Origin of the sequence: Suilimivivens aceti (assembly GCF_025567405.1) — a bacterium.
GTDB lineage: Bacteria > Bacillota > Clostridia > Lachnospirales > Lachnospiraceae > Suilimivivens > Suilimivivens aceti.
Genome location: NZ_JAOQKJ010000022.1, coordinates 1 through 18,278, shown reverse-complemented (window position 1 = coordinate 18,278; position 18,278 = coordinate 1). Strand labels below are relative to the sequence as shown.

The following is an 18,278-nucleotide window of genomic DNA, read 5'->3' as shown; positions in this document are numbered from 1 at the left end:
CAGCAGACAGCTTGCCAGTGGGGATCGGGAGTTTGATAAGCTGCCAAATCTCTATATTGTGACGATCTTGAATTATGATATTTTCGGAAAAGGATACATGAAGTACTGTGTACATAATCACTGTGAAGAAGTGCCGGAGGTCGATTATGAAGACGGGCTGACCTTTTTGTATTTTAATACTGGGGGAACCCGTGGAGGAAATGAAGCGATCCATGCACTGCTTACCTATCTGCAGGACAGTCGGAAGGAGAATGTGGTAGATGAAGCTACAGACCGGCTGCACAGACTGATAACGAAGGTGAAAGAGAAGCCGGAGGTGAAATTGGAATATATGAAATTTGAAGATATCATTTACTGGGAAAAGAAGGACAGCTATAAGGAAGGCAGAGAAAGTGCCTATAGGGAGATGATCATAACCCTTTTGCAGGCACATGGAGAGGTACCCTCAGACCTTAGAGATAAAATCAATGCGATCGAAGATACCGGCATACTGGAGGAGCTGGTAAGGCAGGCTGCCAGTGCGTCCAGCACAGAGGCATTTGAAGCTGCTTTGAAGAAGGAATTGGACTGCATGGCAGGAAATGGAGACGTGGAAGATGAGAACTGAGAATCTGGATAGGAATGTACCCACGCACGCGCGGCGTGAGTCGGAAGGAAAAAACTCTTGCATTTTAACAGTTAGTGTGCTAATCTAGCATCGGATAAAAAATAGAAAAGTTCTTCGGGGTTGGGTGAAATTCCCTACCGGCGGTATAGTCCGCGACCCGTATGTGCTGAAAATGGCGGAGAATAAGCCAGAAGGAAGCACAGCGGCTGATTTGGTGCGATTCCAAAACCGACAGTACAGTCTGGATGAGAGAAGAAAAGAGCAGTCAGGTTTAAGCAAAGAGCCTGATGTTCTCTATGAGCAGAAAAGCAAGTAAACCCCGGATGAGAATCATCCGGGGCTTTTTTAATTGTTCTGCCAAAGAAGAACCTTTCTGAAATGGCATATGCCAGCCGGACAGGCAGAAAGAGAGGAAAATGAAATGAATAATGGTTTATGGACAAGTGTAAAGGACAATGTAGTATTTGTTCTGGTTTCAGTAGGAATTGCAGCAGCGCTGATGTTGATCGCCTATGCGGCCGAAAAGGCGATCAAGAAAAGAAATCATGATACCGAGAGGGTTTTAAGTACAAGAAAGATTGCCATGATCGGTGTGTTTTCAGCAATCGCAGCCGTACTGATGCTGTTTGAGTTCCCCCTTCCCTTTGCCCCTTCTTTTTATGAGCTGGATTTCAGCGAGATCCCTGCACTGGTAGGTACCTTTGCCTTCGGACCGGTAGCCGGTGTCATGATCGAATTCGTGAAGATCCTGTTAAAGCTTCTGATGAAGGGAACCAGTACTGCATTTGTAGGGGATCTTGCCAATTTTGTGGTAGGCTGCAGCTTCATCCTGCCAGCATCTATCATTTATCTGTTTAAGAAAACAAGAAAAACTGCGATCATCGGTTCTGTAACAGGAACATTGATCATGACCGTATTTGGTACCGCATTTAATGCGATCTACCTGCTCCCTGCATTTTCAAAGCTTTATGGACTCCCGCTGGATGCCATTGTGCAGATGGGAAATGCGGTAAACGGAAATATCAACAGCATTGTAACCCTGGTTGTCTTTGCGGTAGCGCCTATGAACCTGTTAAAGGGCGGCAGTGTTTCACTGGTAACCATGCTGATCTACAAGAAGCTCAGCCCGATCCTGAAATCAGCAGCCATTTCCGGAAAAACAGAGCATGTAAAACAGGTAGAGACTGTGAAATAAATGAGTATATACAGACACTGGTCAGGGAATACCGGTGATTATGAAAACGTCCATGCAGATGCGTGGGCGTTTTTCTTTAAGATAAAATTAAGGATATGATCCTGTTTTTGGAGAAAAAGCTCTGATATAATTCGTTATATTGTACAGAAAATGAAAATACAATGAAAAATGGGAATTTTCCTCTTGACAAAACTGTATTAATGATATAATACAATAATACATAGAGAAAAGGAAAGGGACAGGGAAAAGGATGGATGAACTGATAGAAATCCGGAACATGTGTAAGATTTATAATCCAGGTGAGAATGAAGTACGGGCTCTGGATCATGTGGATCTGCAGATCGACCGTCACGAGTTTGTGGCGATCATCGGACAGTCAGGATCCGGTAAGTCGACACTGATGAATATGCTCGGCTGTCTGGATGTCCCCACATCAGGTACCTATTATCTGAATGGGCAGGATGTGTCACATCTGACAGATGATGAGCTTTCTGATATCAGGAACAGAGAGATCGGTTTTATTTTTCAGGGCTTTAACCTGATCGCCAATATGACGGCTCTTGAAAATGTAGAGCTGCCGCTGATCTACAGGGGTGTTCCGAAGAAAGAACGGGAAGAGCTGTCAAGAACTGCGCTGAAAAAGGTGGGACTTGAGAAGCGGATGGATCATAAGCCTTCTGAAATGTCCGGTGGACAGCAGCAGAGGGTAGCCATAGCAAGGGCAATCGCCCAGGCTCCGCCTGTGATCCTGGCAGATGAGCCCACAGGAAATCTGGATTCCGGCTCCACGAAGGAGATCATGGGAATCCTGAAGGAGCTACATAAGGAAGGCAGGACCGTGATCCTGATCACTCATGATAATGAGATCGCAGCAAGGGCGAAGCGGATCATAAGGATCATGGATGGAAAGATTGTGGCGGATATTAATAATGATGCAGCATTGGCATAGAATTCTGGAGGAGAAGATGGAAGAAGAAAAGAAAGCTGAAAAGAAAGTAAAAAAAGAAAAGAAACCGGCTGACCCGGCAAAAAGAAAGAAGAAAAGAAGGATCATCATCCTTTCTGCGACAGGAGTATTTATTCTTTATGTGATCATATCCAATGTGGTTGCAGCAAATACTCCCATGCAGATCATGACGACAGCAGCAGAAAGAGGAGATATCAGACAGACGATCAATACAAGTGGAAATGTGACCTCAAATGAAGAGAAAACTTATTTTTCCAATGTGAATGTGAAGATCGGCAGTGTGAACGTAGAGGCAGGAGATGCTGTGAAAAAGGGAGATGTCCTGATCGGCTATGATGAAAGTGACCTTTCTAAGGCAACTGAGCTTGCACAGCTTGATAAACAGGCTGCTGAGGGAAGCTATCGGAACTCTGTGCAGACAAACAATGAAAAACTGGGGGATCTGAATGAGGCCAATGTTAACATGGAGGTGCTGGATCAGCAGATAGCAGATACCGAGGCTTATATTAAAGGGCTGAATAATAAGATCCAGAAGAAAAAGGATGAGCTTGCACTTTTTGGTACACAGCTTCAGATTTCCCTGCTGGACTGGCAGGATCAACCGGATTCTGACGAATATATGAATCTGCAGAAAATGGTGCAGGAGAATAATTATGAACAGTCTCATAACAAGGAGATTGAAGGCTGGGAATCAGAACTGGAAGTATATAATGATATGCTTTCCAAATATAAGGAATATCGTTCCGAAATGAAATCCCAGAAGAGCAGCGCCGACAGCAGCAAGATGACAGCCGGGGCTAAGGAGGAGCTGGAGGCCGGTAATCAGACCAAGGAGATCCAGTCTGAGGATAAGCTCGCAAAGCTTGAGGCAGTTTCAGATGGTGTGACAGCAGAGTTTGATGGTGTCATAACCGCTGTCAGTGCCGTAGAGGGATCAACAGCGGCAGAAGGTACAGAGCTTTTAAAGCTGGAAAGTACAGAGGATGTCTGCGTAAAGATTTCTGTAACCAAGTATGATCTTGACAAGATTGCTCTTTCCCAGAAAGCAACCGTTACGATCGGTGGCAGGGAATATGAAGGCGAGGTTTCCAGGATCGATAAGATGGCACAGAAAAATGACAGTGGAGCAGCCGTTGTAGGAACTGAGATCAAAATCCTGGATCCTGACAGTGATGTATATCTGGGTGTGGAAGCCAAGGTGGTGATCGAGACCGCAGAAGTAAAGGATGCTGTGCTGGTACCAGTGACAGCAGTCAATGTGGACAGTACAGGCGAATTTGTGTATGCCATTGAAAATAATGTAATAGTGAAGAAACAGGTGGAAACAGGGATCTCTTCTGATACTATGGTGGAAATTTTAAGCGGGGTTTCAGAGGGAGACCAGCTAATCACAGAGGTGACCGGAGGTATTACGGAAGGCATGGCAGCAGTTGCTGTTCCCATGAATTAAGGAGCACGGATTATGGCACAGATATGGGAATATATTAAGATTGCTTTGATGAATATCAAAAGCAATAAAGGGCGGTCCATATTGACCATGCTGGGAATTATTATCGGTATTTCCTCTGTTATCATGGTCATTTCAATTGGTAACGGTGTCAGGGGACAGGTCAATTCAGAGCTGGAGGGAATTGCCGGGGGACAGATCGCTTTTTATGTGGATAGTACCAGAAAGGATACCACAGTTACCTTTGACCAGTCAGATTTTGATGCCATTATGGAGCACGTGGACCATGTAAAGGGTGTGACACCGGCATTCAGTCTCTGGGGAACTGCAGAAGGACCGAAGGGTGATTTTGATATCAGTCTGGCAGCAGGAACAACAGGACTGCAGTACCGGGCTTCTGAACCGATCATTAAAGGTAAATATTTTACCCAGAATGATTATGACAGTGGGGTCAATGCCTGCGTGATCACAGAAGCCAGTGCCATCGCCCTGTTCGGAACTACAGATGTGATTGGAATGACCTTTGATGCTACCTTCTATGGTGTGACACAGGAAATGCGCATTGTAGGAATCCGTCAGGACAGTGCATCTTCCCTGATCAATATGGGCTCCGGCATGGATAAGATGGTCACCGCAGAAGCACCACTTACCTTTGTGGGCAACAAATATGGCTTTTATATTGATGATACAGAGGAGTTTTATGTGATGGCAGATTCTACGGAAAACTCTGTTGAGGTGGCAGGAGAGGTACTGAATCTGATGGAAACCCGGCACAATGTACGGGGAGAAAATCAGATCATGATGCAGAGCTTTACAGATGTATCTTCCCAGTTTGATACGATCCTTGGATTCATCACGATCTTCATATCCTTCGTGGCAGCCATTTCCCTGCTTGTTGGCGGTATCGGTGTTATGAACATTATGCTGGTTTCGGTGACAGAAAGAACCAGAGAGATCGGTATCCGTAAGGCACTCGGGGCAAGAACCGGATCCATTCTGCTCCAGTTTCTGGCGGAGGCGGGTATTATTACCCTGCTTGGTGGACTGATCGGTATTTTCCTTGGTATTCTTGGTGGAAGGCTGGTCGGCGCTATTGCAGGGATTACACCTGCTGTGAATCCGGCGGTCGTTATAGGGGCATCAGTGTTCTCCTGTGGTATCGGTATTTTCTTCGGCATTTATCCTGCAAAAAAAGCAGCGCGCTTAAGCCCGATCGAGGCACTCAGGCACGAATAACCCCCTTTTCATAAGGGACTTCTAGGGTTGCTTTAAGGGAGATTTTCAAGTATAATAAAGAAAAAATATCTGGGAAATTTTCTCTATTTTGTGCTTCAGTACTGTCAGTGATGGGAGGGTGATGACAATAATAATCATAGAAGAAATATTGATGGCAAACGGATTGGCCGTGCTGATGATGGGATATCTTTTGCTCTGCAGACGAAAGAACAGAGAAAGCCTTCATGCGGAAGATAAAATATATGATGGAATTGCATTAGTGAATATACTGGGGGCACTGTCTGAGACAGTGGCCTTTCTGATAGATGGAAAAAGCTTTACTGGCAGCAGACAGATTAATTATGCTGTTAACAGCCTGTGCTTTATTGGCACGGTCAGCATGAGTCTGCTCTGGTGCCTGTATGTGGAGCTGCGTATTTACCGGAATTATAAGAGAATATTCTCAAAAATAGCGTTTTTGATCTTTCCCTGGCTTGTGGAAGTGATCATGATTTTATGTAATCTTTTCAGACCTGGGATTGTATTCAGGATATCCGGGGCGAATGTATATCAGAGAGCCGGAGGCTCACTGGCCTGTTATATCTCGGTTATAATGTATTTCGGCTACAGTATATATCTGGTGTACCATTCCAGAAAACAGGGGATCAATCTGAGCTATTTCCCCGTGATGTATTTTGTCGGCGTTGGTTTTGCAGGAGTGATCCTGCAGCTGTTCTTTTACGGGATCACAGCGTCATGGCTGTTAGCGGCGGTTACATTGATATTTGTTCAGATGCAGCTATATGCAGAAAATCTGTACACGGACGAGCTTTCCGGACTATACAATCGAAGATACCTGAATGCGGTGCTTGCCAAAAGGAAAACGGCAGGCTGGAAATCCTTACATGGGATCATGATGGATGTAAATGACTTCAAGCATATCAATGACAGCCTGGGACATAGTATAGGGGACAAGGCTGTCAGTACGATGGGAAGTATACTTTTCAGATCCATACCGGATACCGGAATGGCGATCCGGTATGCAGGGGATGAGTTTATTGTGCTTTTGGCAGGTGTTGATACAGAGTGCGTTTTGGCTACGATGGATGAGATCAATGATAATATTTCGCAGTTTAACAGCTCCGGGGCAGAACCGTTCAGCTTAAGTGTTTCCATGGGATATGCAGAATTTAGACCGGAGGATGATACAGAGACCTTTCTAAGAAATATGGATGAAAAAATGTATGAGAAAAAACGGAAATATCATTCATTAAATCAGGCAGAACGTTTGAAAAAAGATCAGCAGAAAATTTAATGCTTTTTTAATTGACTTTAAAAAGAAGTATGTTATCATTATAACAGCTTACAGATGAAGTTTTTTGGTGTGCTGCAAAATTCAAAACACAAAGGAAGGGAAAGGGATATGGCAAAGATCGAAAGATGGATAGCTAACTTAAAGGTAGCAGGAAAATTAAAGGCATACCGGCTAATAGTACTTATTATGACAGTATTTTTTGTGCTGGTAACGCTGATTTCAACCCTGGTGATCCGTTCGAACGTAGGGGAGATTACGGAGGTGTGGTCTCCGGTGGTCGGATATATACAGGAATTGGAAACAATGACCTCTAATTACAGAGTCAAACAGTATCAGCATCTTGTTGAAACAGATCCGGCGGTTCTGACAGACTGTGAAGCAGAGATTGAAAATATTGCAGGTCAGATTACGGAAACGGCCAAGAAGCTGGATGCAATAATAAATGCAGACAAAGAGGCACAGGCAGGAAAAGCTGATTATGACGAAGCAAACTCTGCATGGAATACATACAAGAAAGCCTCTGAAGAAATATTACAGCTGAGCAGTAACGGAGAACAGGCAGAAGCAGCTGAGCTGATGACGGGAAGTGTTTATGAAAGCTATAAGAATTTTGGAGAAAAACTAAAAATACTGCGGAATGATTTCCAGGTGAAATTGGATGAATCCAAGAGCATTGCCAACTGGTGTACAGTTATTATTTTTATTGTGATCGTGGTGATAGGAATTGCGATGACTGTAGTATCAACAATTATCGGAAGGATAATCACGAACTCAATTACAGAGCCGGTAGTACAGATAGAGACAGCAGTTGCCAGCCTGAGAAAGGGTGAGCTGTCTAACGTGGAAATGCTTACATATGAGTCTGAGGATGAGTTCGGTGATACGATCAGAAATTTAAGAGAAGCCATGAATATTCTAGCAGATTATGTCCGCGAGATCTCTGAAGAAGTAAAGCTGATAGCGCAGGGAGATCTGACAAGAAATGGTGACGAAATTACAGCGTTTCTGGGTGATTTCTCAGAATTAAAGGACTCACTTCTTTATATATTAAAGCGTTTTAACAGTACATTGTCTGATATCAGTAATATTGCAGGGCAGGTATCAGTGAATGCAACGGAAGTTGAAAATGCATCAAAGTCCTTATCTGACGGCGCGACAGAGCAGGCAGGGGTAATCCAGGAGCTGAATGCCACAATAGATACAGTTGTCAGTCTGGCGGCAGATACAGCGAAGGAAACACAAAGCGCATCTGAACGGGTAAGAGCCTCTGCAGGCAGGGCAAATGAAGAAAGAGAAAAAATGAATGAGCTCCTGACAGAAATGGAGCATATTACAGAGATCTCCAAGGAGATTGGTAATATTATTACAGATATTGAGGATATAGCATCCCAGACAAATCTTCTGTCACTTAATGCTTCGATTGAAGCAGCCAGGGCAGGTGAGGCAGGAAAAGGCTTTGCTGTGGTTGCAGACCAGATTGGCAAGCTTGCTTCAGACAGTGCGAAGTCAGCTGTAAATACGAGAGAATTGATCGACAAGACTTTAGTTGAAATTGAAAAAGGAAATAGCATTACAAGAACAACAGCAGAAGCATTCAATCAGATCATTGCAGATATGGAGTCTTTCGCAGAGCTTGCACAGAATACAATGGAGAAAGCAAACTCCCAGGCAGAATCCCTGGAACAGATCGGAAAGGGAATCGAGCAGCTTTCTGATGTGGTACAGGGTACAGCGTCATCCTCAGAGGAGAATACAGCAATCAGCATTAACCTGGCAGAGGATGCAGCTAAGATGCATGACCGCGTGAATGTATTCAAATTATTCTAGAAAATGGCAGGGTTAGTATAGTGCCGTTAAAAGGAAGGCGCTTGTTGTGATTGACGATATATTTACAGTATTTGGAGAGCAGACGGCAGAGATCTTATTTGAGATCATTACAGAATGTATGGATGATTATCTGTATATATTTGATCTGCAGAATAATACAATGGAGATATCGCAGTCAGCTGTGGACCGGTTCATGATCTCAAAAAATGCCATGACTGATGTATCAAATGATATTTTGAAGGTAGTGTATGAAGAAGACCGCGAGATGCTTACAAAGCATCTCGCGGATATACGTGAAGGAAAAGAAAAGGTACACAATCTTCATTACAGATGGATTGGCAAAGATGGCATGCCGGTATGGGTCAATTGCCGTGGTATTGTGATTGATGGACCGGGAGGAAATGCAGAGTATCTGGTTGGATGTCTGAATGAGACCGGGAATCAGAGAAGGGCGGATAATGTTACCGGACTGCTGGGTGGTCTGGAATTTAATGCTTATATGCGTTCGCAAGAGGAGCACATTTCCAAAGGGTTTCTTATGCATATAGGGATTGATGATTTCGGATCGATCAATGGCTCCAAGGGATCTGCTTATGGTAATTATATTTTAAAAAGCGTAGCTGACTGTATGAAGGAATGTCTTTCTGATAAGCAGAGGATTTATCATCTTGTGGCTGATCAGTATGTGATTGTGGATCTGGAAAACGATTTAAGGGAAGAGTCCGAAAGGCTTAAAGAAAAAATTACAGATAAGCTCTATAAATTTATAGTGTCTGAAAATTATGAAGCTGTATTTTCAATTTCTGTCGGTGTTGTGTCTGCAACAACTTTTTGTGAAGGATATGAAGAGTGCCGCAAAAAATTTGCATTTGTCCTGAAGCAGGCAAAAAGCAGAGGAAAAAGCGGATTTTATATCTTTGATGAGGATGACTATGAGGTTTTTCTGCGAAAAGGAAGAATAGTGGCAGCACTTCGTAAGGCTATTGTAAACCAGTATAAGGGCTTTGAGGTGTACTATCAGCCAATCGTGGATTGCGGATCAGAACAGGTAATTGGTGCAGAGGCGCTTATGCGCTTTTCCGTGCCGTCTGAAGAGGGACAGGAGGTCATTTCACCGATGGAATTTATTCCGCTTCTGGAAGAAAGCGGGTTAATTATCCCTGCCGGAAGGTATGTGCTGGACGAAGCAGCCAAAATGTGCAGGGAGATGCAGCAATATATTCCGGATTTCAGGATGAATATAAATGTCTCCTATGTGCAGATCATGCAGGGCGATGTTGAGAGAGATATCCTGGGTGTGATTAAAATGTATGGCTTAAAGCCGGAGTGCATATGTATAGAAATGACGGAAAGCGGCTTTATGGATATGACGCCATCGTTCTGTAGGTTCCGGAAGACGTTGGACGAGAACGGGATCCACTTTGTGATAGATGATTTCGGGACAGGCTATTCGAATCTTCATTGTATACGTGATATGAATCCGAGCTATATAAAAATGGACAAGGATTTTACGGCGAAGGCGATGAACAGTACCGGAGATTATGAATTATTTAAAAATATCGCTTCGATGGTGCATAGTATTGGTGTCAGGATATGTGCAGAAGGCATTGAGGAACGGGAGTGGTGCCGGAAGATGAAGGAGATGCAGATTGATTATCTGCAGGGATATCTGTTTGGCAGACCATGCAGAAAGGAACAGTTTATCAGGGAAACAGGGTGTTGCACTTTGTCCGATTTTTAGTATAATGAAAATATTGAGGTCAGAGGTTATTGTTTTTACAATGCAAAGCAATGACTTCCGGCCTTATTTTATGGAAACAGAAAGGATACAGCTATGGAAGTAGAATTTGACGTACAGATGACATCAGCAGATCTTTATGATTATATGCTGCATCATACCTTTACAAGCCCTTCCGGTCTGATCGGTGCGGTGGCCGGGGCATTGATGATCGTAGCAGGCTTTGCAGGAAGCGGTGCTTTATGTACGATTGCAGGGATCGTGATCCTGCTGTATCTCCCGGTGTCGCTTTTTATGCGTTCCAAACAGCAGTTTCTGAGTAATCCGGCATTCAGACAGCCGCTGCACTACCGGATGGATGAGGAAGGGATCACCGTATCACAGGGAGAACATGAGGAATGCTGCAAATGGGAGGACATGCAGAAGGCGATATCCACCATGCGCAGTATTGTTCTTTATACCTCGGCAGTTAATGCAACCATTCTGCCAAAGAAAGCCATGGGAGAGAAAACAACGGCTGTGATCGGGGTCATATCCACCCATATGCCGCCAAAGAAGGTGAAAATAAGATGCTGACAGAAAAAGAAAGCTTCCGGGCAGAGGATACTTATGCCCTTGGGAAAAAGATCGGAGAGGAGGCCAGACCGGGAGAGGTGTATACACTGATCGGTGACCTTGGGGTTGGAAAAACTGTGTTTACACAGGGGCTGGCAGCAGGGCTTGGCATTACGGAACCGGTGAACAGTCCGACCTTTACCATTTTGCAGAGCTATGAAGAAGGACGGTTGCCGTTCTATCATTTTGACGTATACCGGATCGGAGATATTTCCGAGATGGATGAGATCGGATATGAGGACTGCTTTTACGGAGATGGGGTCAGCCTGATCGAGTGGGCGGATCTGATCCGTGAGATCCTGCCTGATCATTATACGCAGATTACGATTCTGAAGGATCTGGAAAAGGGCTTTGACTACCGCAAGATCCTCATAGAAGAGATATAGGAGGCAATATGAAGATTATTGCACTGGACAGCTCCGGCCTTGTGGCATCTGTTGCACTGCTTGAGGATACCGGACTGGTAGGAGAATACAATATTCAATACAAAAAGACCCATTCACAGACACTTCTTCCGATGCTGGAGGAGTTAAAAGATCAGGTGGAGCTGGAGCTTTCCACTGTAGATGCCATAGCCATAGCAAGTGGTCCCGGATCCTTTACAGGGCTTCGGATCGGCTCGGCGACAGCCAAGGGGCTTGCCTATGCACTGCAGATCCCGATCATTGAGATCCCGACACTGCAGGGACTTGCCTGCAATCTGTATGGCACAGACAAGCTGGTGTGTCCGATCATGGATGCCAGAAGAGAACAGGTTTATACGGGGATCTATGCTTTTGAAAAGAAAGAAAATTCAGGAAGTACAGAAGGACTCCATGAGCCGGATAGCTATATTATAAAGGAGATCCTGTCTGACAGACCGGTCTCTGTTGCAGAGATCGCACAGCATTGTAATGAACTGGACAGGGAAGTGATCTTTCTTGGGGATGGTGTTCCTGTATATGGAGAAAAATTAAAGGAACTGATGAAGGTTCCCTATCAGCTTGCCCCGGCACATATGAACAGACAGCGGGCAGCGGCTTTTGGTGTACTGGCCTTTGATTGGTATGCAGAAGGAAGGTATGTCAGTGCCATGGAGCATGCACCGGAATACCTGCGTCTGTCTCAGGCAGAACGGGAGCGGAACCATGCAGATTAGAGAGCTTCGTGCAGAGGATGTACCTGCAGTTGCCAGGATCGAAGCAGAGGTTTTTTCAGAGCCATGGACAGAAAGGGATTTTCTGGAGATGGTGAAGGCAGATTATGCCCATTATTATGTGGCAGAGGAGGCTGGAGAGATCACAGGCTACTGTGGTCTCAGAAACATGGCCGGTGAAGGAGAGATCACCAATGTTGCCGTTGCACCGCTTTTCCGGAGAAAGGGAACCGGCAGAAGGCTCATGGAATATCTGCTTAAAAAAGCGCCTTCCTGTGGGATTGGTGACTGTACCCTCGAAGTCCGTGCCGGAAACAGTCCTGCGATCAGTCTTTATGAAAGTCTTGGGTTCCGGACAGAAGGGATCAGACCGGGTTTTTATGCTAAGCCCAGGGAAGATGCACTGATCATGTGGAAGAGACAGGAAGAACAAGGATAATTTACCACTGGTGCTTTCTTTTTGTATCCTTCATAATAAAAGCAGAGATTTTATGAAAACAGGAGGATGCCATGCGTATTTATGAAGAAGGAAGCAGGGAAAAGCTTTCAGCGGTGATCTGTAATCAGTGTGGAAAAAAGATGAAGGTTGAAAATGGGATCCTGATGGAAGGATGCTGTCATGTGGAGACTCCTTTTTCCTATTTCAGCCAAAAGGATGGCCACAGGTACTTGTTTGACCTGTGTGAAGAGTGTTATGATAGAATAATAGCAGAGTTTTCTGTTCCTGCAGAGATCAGGGAGGAAACAGAGCTGCTTTGACAGGCATTTCCTGCCTGCGGTATAGGGAGGTACTATGCTCGATATTTGTTTGCTTGGTACCGGAGGCATGATGCCGCTGCCCTACAGGTGGCTGACATCCATGATGGCCCGGTACAACGGTCAGAGTATACTGATCGACTGTGGAGAAGGAACACAGATCGCCATGAAGGAAAAGGGCTGGAGTCCCAAGCCTATCGACGTGATCTGCTTTACTCACTTTCATGCCGATCATATCAGCGGACTGCCCGGTATGCTTCTCACGATGGGAAATGCAGAACGGACGGAGCCGCTGCTTTTGGTGGGACCAAAGGGACTTTCGAGAGTCGTGGCATCCCTGCGGGTGATCGCACCGGAGCTTCCGTTTGTGATCGACTGCCTCGAGCTGACAGAGAACGAACAGAGTATTGCCTTTGATGGGTTTAAGATTGAAGCCTTTAAGGTGAATCATAATGTGCCCTGCTATGGATACAGCATTGTGATTGACCGGATCGGAAAATTCCAGGTGGAAAAGGCTGTTTCCCTTGGAATAGACAAGCGCTACTGGAGCAGGCTCCAGCACGGCGAGGTGATCGAAACCTCGGAAGGGACATTTACCCCGGAGATGGTGCTTGGTGAGAAACGCAAGGGGCTTCGGGTTACCTACTGTACAGATACCAGACCGACCGACAGTATTCTGCAGCATGCGAAGGAGGCAGACCTCTTTATCTGTGAGGGTATGTATGGGGAGCCGGATAAGCTGAAAAAGGCCAAAGAAAATAAGCATATGACATTTTACGAAGCTGCGGAAATTGCAAGAAAAGCAGAGCCGGAGCGTTTGTGGCTGACACATTATAGTCCCTCACTGAACAGACCGGAGGAATATCTCCCCGCGGCAAGGAAGATATTTCCGAAGACAGAAACCTGCAAGGATGGAAAGACGATCACCCTATTATTTGAGGACGAAACATGAACAGAAAAAAAGCAAAATCGGAAGGGTATAAGGTAGTTATTATAGGTCTGATCCTGATACTTATGGTTGGAGGATATTATTTTTATCTTTCAAACAAAAGCCATAAGACAGAAGAAGAACCGGTTAAGATCACGGCGGTCCAGGAAGCGCTTATGTATAATTTTGACCGGAATTATCCGCCTACGCCCAAAGAGGTAGTGAAGCTTTACGGGAAAATGACGCAGTGCTTCTATAATGAAGAATATACAGACGAGGAATTTGAAGAGCTGGCGCTTAAGATTGAGAACCTTTATGATGAGGAGCTGATCGCCAATAAAACACAGGATCAGTATCTGCAGGATCTGAGGTGGGATATCGATAATTTTAAAGAGCAGGAGATCGTAATCTCAAGCTGTGCAGTAAGCTCCAGTGCGGATGTGGATTATTATTCGGTAGATGAAAATGAATTTGCAAGATTATACTGTACCTTCAACCTGAGAAAGGGAACATCACTTGGCTCTGTAGAGGAGGTATTCCTTTTGCGGAAGGATCAGAAGGGGCATTGGAAGATTTATGGCTTTAAGCTGGCAGATAATGCCGATAATGATGAGTGAGGAAATACAGATGGAAAAGGATGTTACAATTCTGGCAATAGAGAGCTCCTGTGATGAGACAGCAGCAGCTGTTGTAAGAAATGGCAGAGAGGTATTGTCTAATGTGATATACTCCCAGATCGCACTGCACACGGTATATGGTGGTGTAGTTCCGGAGATCGCATCCAGAAAGCATATTGAGAAGGTGATCCAGGTCATCGATCAGGCACTTGTGGATGCCAATATGAAATTGCAGGATATGGATGCGATTGCAGTTACCTATGGCCCCGGTCTTGTTGGGGCTTTACTTGTTGGAGTTTCCGCAGCCAAATCGATCAGCTTTGCCACAGGGATCCCGCTTGTAGGTGTGCATCATATTGAAGGTCATATCAGCGCAAATTACATAGAGAATAAAGAACTGGAGCCTCCCTTTGTATGTCTTGTGGTATCCGGCGGGCATTCTCATCTGGTCGTAGTGAAGGATTATGGGGAATATGAGATCCTTGGACGTACCAGGGATGATGCGGCAGGAGAAGCCTTTGACAAGGTGGCGAGGGCGATCGGTCTTGGATATCCCGGAGGACCGAAAATTGATAAGGTGGCAAAGCAGGGGAATCCCGAAGCTATTCATTTCCCCCGGGCAAAGGTGGCACAGGCAGAGTATGATTTCAGCTTCAGTGGTCTTAAATCCGCCGTACTGAATTATCTGAATTCCTGTGAAATGAAGGGTGAAACTGTTGATCAGGCAGACGTGGCGGCCTCTTTCCAGAAGGCGGTAGTGGATGTACTTGTAGACCATTCCATGGAAGCACTGCGCAAATGTGGTTATAAGAAATTTGCCATAGCAGGGGGAGTTGCATCCAATTCTGCTCTCCGGGCAGCCTTTGAAGAAGCATGCACAAAGGAAAATATCGAATTTTACCATCCTTCACCTATTTACTGTACTGATAATGCGGCCATGATCGGAGCGGCAGGATATTATGAGTTCCTGAAGGGTGTCAGAAGCGGATATGATCTGAATGCGGTTCCGGGACTCAAACTGGGAGAGAGATAAATTCAGGTATGATGGATCCTGCTTGGATGAAGTCCGGCAGGATCATTTTAAAGTGAGAAAGGGAAATCAGCATATGGAAAAGAAAAAGTACCGGTGCGGCGCTGTAGTACTTGCTGCAGGCAGCGGGAAGAGAATGGGCGGCAGCACCAAGAAGCAGTATCTGCTGATGGGGGGAAAGCCGGTTTTGTATTATTCCCTGAAAGCGTTTGAGGACAGCTTTATTGATGAGATCGTACTGGTAACGGGGGCAGAGGATATCAGCTACTGCCAGCAGGAGCTTGTGGAAAAGTATGGCTTTACCAAGGTAAGCAGGGTGACGGAGGGTGGAAAAGAACGTTATCATTCCGTAGTCTGTGGTCTTACTGCACTTTCAAACTGCGATTATATCTTTATCCATGATGGGGCAAGACCCTTCGTGACTGGGGGAATCCTGGAGAGATGTCTTACAGATGCCACAAAGTATGGTGCCTGCGTAGCCGGGATGCCGGTGAAGGACACGATCAAGATTGCTGATGCAAAGGGTATGATCCGGGAAACCCCTGACCGGAATCTTGTATGGATGGTGCAGACCCCTCAGGTCTTTGATGCACCCCTGATTCGATCTGCTTATCAGAAGCTGCTTGCGGAGGAGGAAAAGCTCCTGCAGCAGGGAATTCATATTACAGATGATGCCATGGTCGTGGAAACGCTGATGAGGCATCCTGTGAAGCTGACAGAAGGCTCCTACCAGAATATCAAGATCACCACACCGGAGGATATGAGGGTGGCCGAAAGCTTTCTGGCAGACTAAGAGTACTGCAGGGCATTTTTCAGGGTTGGTATTTTTGGAAGCAGTCTACTTCAGGCGTTTATCTGGTACGGATAGATGCCTTTTTCTATTGTTAGAGCCCGCTTGAAACAGCCGATGTAACCTTGAAGGGATTCCTCTCGAGCATGGGCACGGATGTATCGTTTGCAAGGCGACTGCCATCGGTGCTGTTTCTATGTTATTCTCTTTGATCATAATTAAGTTTTTATGCTTATCAAATGAAATTTTCAGACATATATACCCCAATCGTTCGATCTACACCGAGATGTATCACACACAATAAATGGCATCCATCGCCCATAAAATAAGGGAATAATGATGTTTCATTTATATAAGAAAATTTCAAAAAACACTTTTTTAAGGCGTAAAATTTTTTGAAAAACAAATTTTCAGAAGGAATCTGAGCTGCATAAACAACCGGTTATGGTGTAATATAATTATATAAATATTTGAGTTGTAACACAGATTTTAGTTTACCGGGAACCCGGAACATAAGGGAACTGTCCCCTGAAAATAACAAGGGGATGACCGGTTTTGGCTTTCTCTTGATCACATAGATAATTGATAATTAAGAGAAAGTGGGGAAAAACAATGAGTAAAAAATATGAGGATTTAACATTTACAGATGATTTTATGTTCTGTAAGATACTGTATACAAATCCGGAATTATGCAAACAGTTACTGGAACTGATATTAGGGAGAAAGATCAAGGAAATCAGATATCGATATAACATCAGACGGAAAAGGAATCCGTTTGGATGTCTATCTGGAGGGAGATAGTAAAGTCTATGATATTGAAATGCAGACAACGGGAAAATCAAATCTTCCTAAAAGAAGCAGGTATTATCAGGGGATGATAGACCTGAATCTGATTGAAAAGGGTGCGGATTATAGCGAATTGAAAGAAACATTCATTATCTTTGTCTGTCTTCATGATCCATTCAAACATAATGAATGCGTATACACCTTTGAAAACAGATGTAAAGAAGTTCAAGGGCTGCAGCTTGGTGATGAATCTACTAAAATATTTCTCAATGCAAGTGGAAATAAGAAAAATCTGCCGGAGGAATTAAAGAATTTTCTTGATTTTCTTTCGGGAGAAGAACCCAGGGGCAGGCTGGCTACAGAAATCGCAAGAAAAGTAGAACTGGCCGTACAACATGAAGAATGGAGGACTGAGTATATGACACTACTACAGAGAGATCGTGAAAAGTTCGCTGAAGGAATGGAGCAAGGCAAAATCTTATCAATCCAGCGGTTGTTGAAAAAGGAAATGGACAATGATTTCATTTTATCCCTTGGCTATACCCAGGAAGAAATAGATGAAGCGGAAAAACAATTAATGACGACAGTATAACAGTACAGCAGGAAGGCACCTATCATCTTATGGTGATAGGTGCTTTTTCAATGTAACTGCAACTGATGGAGTCCTTCAAAGTAACTGCAATTACATAGTTGCAATAGGTTTGAAAATTTCCCTAAAAAATTCTTTTTAAATTTCTTGAAAAAGTTGTTGACATTAGGAAAGTGTTTTGCTAGAATAATCCTTGCGCTGATTCAGAGCGAGTCAGTACAAACGACATGGAGAGGTATCGAAGTGGTCATAACGAGGCGGTCTTGAAAACCGTTTGTCCGCAAGGGCGCGTGGGTTCGAATCCCACCCTCTCCGCTGGAGATACCTTCTCCACGAACCTTATATATTGAATCATAAGTCAGCTTTTGTGGAGAAGTACCCAAGAGGCTGAAGGGGCTCCCCTGGAAAGGGAGTAGGTCGTTAATAGCGGCGCGAGGGTTCAAATCCCTCCTTCTCCGTTGGTGATCTCCATTGATTGCCGATGATGCAAAGCAAACATGCGATAAGGACAACTTGTTGCAAAGCCAGTTCGCAGCGAAGCTGCTCACTGAGTGCTGTCGCACAATGTCTTCCTGCATGAAAGCAATTTCCTGAAAGCAAGCTTTCGGAAATTACTTTCACACATGAATCCGCTTTGCTCGTACCTTGACAAATAAACAGTAATGCAACCCTGAAAATTCTAAATGAGAAAGTCCGAGAGGACAAAGCTCTGAAGAAGATT

The 18,278-nt window shown here is 44.6% G+C and carries 18 protein-coding genes, 2 tRNA genes, 1 pseudogene and 1 riboswitch; of the genes and pseudogenes, 20 read left to right on the top strand and 1 reads right to left on the bottom strand.

From position 1 onward, the window contains the following. The 20 genes and pseudogenes from OCV77_RS15930 to OCV77_RS15835 form a co-directional block, all read left to right on the top strand. Positions 1-607 (top strand): annotated as a pseudogene (locus OCV77_RS15930) (hypothetical protein); the annotation flags it as partial. Positions 608-713: 106 nt separating this feature from the next. After that, positions 714-868: riboswitch (FMN riboswitch) on the top strand. Positions 869-1,028: 160 nt separating this feature from the next. Then, positions 1,029-1,802, top strand: coding sequence for an ECF transporter S component (locus OCV77_RS15925; RefSeq protein WP_262575962.1), 774 nt, complete (start codon positions 1,029-1,031; stop codon positions 1,800-1,802). Positions 1,803-2,052: 250 nt separating this feature from the next. Continuing rightward, entirely contained in the window at positions 2,053-2,751 is a 699-nt protein-coding gene (locus OCV77_RS15920; RefSeq protein ID WP_118798411.1) for an ABC transporter ATP-binding protein, read from the top strand. Between the two features lie 16 nt (positions 2,752-2,767). After that, the gene (locus OCV77_RS16945; RefSeq protein ID WP_262575960.1) at positions 2,768-4,219 is read left to right on the top strand and encodes an efflux RND transporter periplasmic adaptor subunit; all 1,452 of its coding nucleotides are present in this window, start codon (positions 2,768-2,770) and stop codon (positions 4,217-4,219) included. A 12-nt stretch (positions 4,220-4,231) separates the two neighbouring features. Further along, positions 4,232-5,452 carry an ABC transporter permease gene (locus OCV77_RS15910; RefSeq protein ID WP_118798413.1) on the top strand — a complete coding sequence of 407 codons (1,221 nt, stop codon included), beginning with the start codon at positions 4,232-4,234 and terminating at the stop codon, positions 5,450-5,452. Positions 5,453-5,603: 151 nt separating this feature from the next. Then, positions 5,604-6,746: a GGDEF domain-containing protein gene (locus OCV77_RS15905; RefSeq protein WP_262575959.1), complete on the top strand. Its 1,143-nt coding sequence runs from the start codon at positions 5,604-5,606 to the stop codon at positions 6,744-6,746. Positions 6,747-6,854: 108 nt separating this feature from the next. Continuing rightward, entirely contained in the window at positions 6,855-8,573 is a 1,719-nt protein-coding gene (locus OCV77_RS15900) for a HAMP domain-containing methyl-accepting chemotaxis protein (protein WP_262575958.1), read from the top strand. 46 nt (positions 8,574-8,619) lie between these two features. After that, complete coding sequence (locus OCV77_RS15895; protein ID WP_262575957.1) at positions 8,620-10,314, top strand: EAL domain-containing protein; 1,695 nt, start codon at positions 8,620-8,622, stop codon at positions 10,312-10,314. Between the two features lie 93 nt (positions 10,315-10,407). Beyond that, positions 10,408-10,887 carry a YcxB family protein gene (locus OCV77_RS15890; protein WP_262575956.1) on the top strand — a complete coding sequence of 160 codons (480 nt, stop codon included), beginning with the start codon at positions 10,408-10,410 and terminating at the stop codon, positions 10,885-10,887. After that, positions 10,881-11,312, top strand: a complete 432-nt coding sequence (gene tsaE / locus OCV77_RS15885) for a tRNA (adenosine(37)-N6)-threonylcarbamoyltransferase complex ATPase subunit type 1 TsaE (protein WP_118798418.1) — start codon at positions 10,881-10,883, stop codon at positions 11,310-11,312. Before OCV77_RS15890 ends, tsaE begins: the two co-directional genes overlap by 7 nt. 8 nt (positions 11,313-11,320) lie before the next feature. Then, entirely contained in the window at positions 11,321-12,064 is a 744-nt protein-coding gene (tsaB, locus tag OCV77_RS15880; RefSeq protein WP_262575955.1) for a tRNA (adenosine(37)-N6)-threonylcarbamoyltransferase complex dimerization subunit type 1 TsaB, read from the top strand. Then, on the top strand, positions 12,054-12,500 hold the full coding sequence (rimI, locus tag OCV77_RS15875; RefSeq protein WP_262575954.1) for a ribosomal protein S18-alanine N-acetyltransferase: 447 nt from the start codon (positions 12,054-12,056) through the stop codon (positions 12,498-12,500). The genes tsaB and rimI overlap by 11 nt, the downstream gene beginning before the upstream one ends. A gap of 71 nt (positions 12,501-12,571) precedes the next feature. Further along, positions 12,572-12,820, top strand: a complete 249-nt coding sequence (locus tag OCV77_RS15870; protein ID WP_262575952.1) for a hypothetical protein — start codon at positions 12,572-12,574, stop codon at positions 12,818-12,820. Between the two features lie 34 nt (positions 12,821-12,854). Beyond that, positions 12,855-13,769 (top strand): ribonuclease Z, encoded by a 915-nt coding sequence (locus OCV77_RS15865; protein ID WP_262575950.1) that lies wholly within the window; start codon positions 12,855-12,857, stop codon positions 13,767-13,769. Further along, positions 13,766-14,362, top strand: coding sequence for a DUF6715 family protein (locus OCV77_RS15860; protein WP_262575949.1), 597 nt, complete (start codon positions 13,766-13,768; stop codon positions 14,360-14,362). Before OCV77_RS15865 ends, OCV77_RS15860 begins: the two co-directional genes overlap by 4 nt. A 10-nt stretch (positions 14,363-14,372) precedes the next feature. After that, the gene (gene tsaD / locus OCV77_RS15855; protein WP_262575948.1) at positions 14,373-15,395 is read left to right on the top strand and encodes a tRNA (adenosine(37)-N6)-threonylcarbamoyltransferase complex transferase subunit TsaD; all 1,023 of its coding nucleotides are present in this window, start codon (positions 14,373-14,375) and stop codon (positions 15,393-15,395) included. Between the two features lie 73 nt (positions 15,396-15,468). Continuing rightward, positions 15,469-16,185: a 2-C-methyl-D-erythritol 4-phosphate cytidylyltransferase gene (ispD, locus tag OCV77_RS15850; protein WP_262575946.1), complete on the top strand. Its 717-nt coding sequence runs from the start codon at positions 15,469-15,471 to the stop codon at positions 16,183-16,185. 739 nt (positions 16,186-16,924) lie between these two features. Beyond that, the gene (locus OCV77_RS15845; RefSeq protein WP_317246648.1) at positions 16,925-17,560 is read left to right on the top strand and encodes an Rpn family recombination-promoting nuclease/putative transposase; all 636 of its coding nucleotides are present in this window, start codon (positions 16,925-16,927) and stop codon (positions 17,558-17,560) included. Between the two features lie 226 nt (positions 17,561-17,786). Next, positions 17,787-17,872, top strand: a tRNA-Ser gene (locus OCV77_RS15840). Positions 17,873-17,926: 54 nt separating this feature from the next. After that, positions 17,927-18,015 (top strand) — tRNA-Ser (locus OCV77_RS15835). Here the strand turns inward: OCV77_RS15835 and OCV77_RS15830 are convergent. Further along, positions 17,978-18,278, bottom strand: a 301-nt coding sequence (locus tag OCV77_RS15830; RefSeq protein ID WP_262575945.1) for a hypothetical protein, incomplete at its 5' end; no start/stop codon positions are given. The two genes, OCV77_RS15835 and OCV77_RS15830, sit on opposite strands and share 38 nt — an antisense overlap.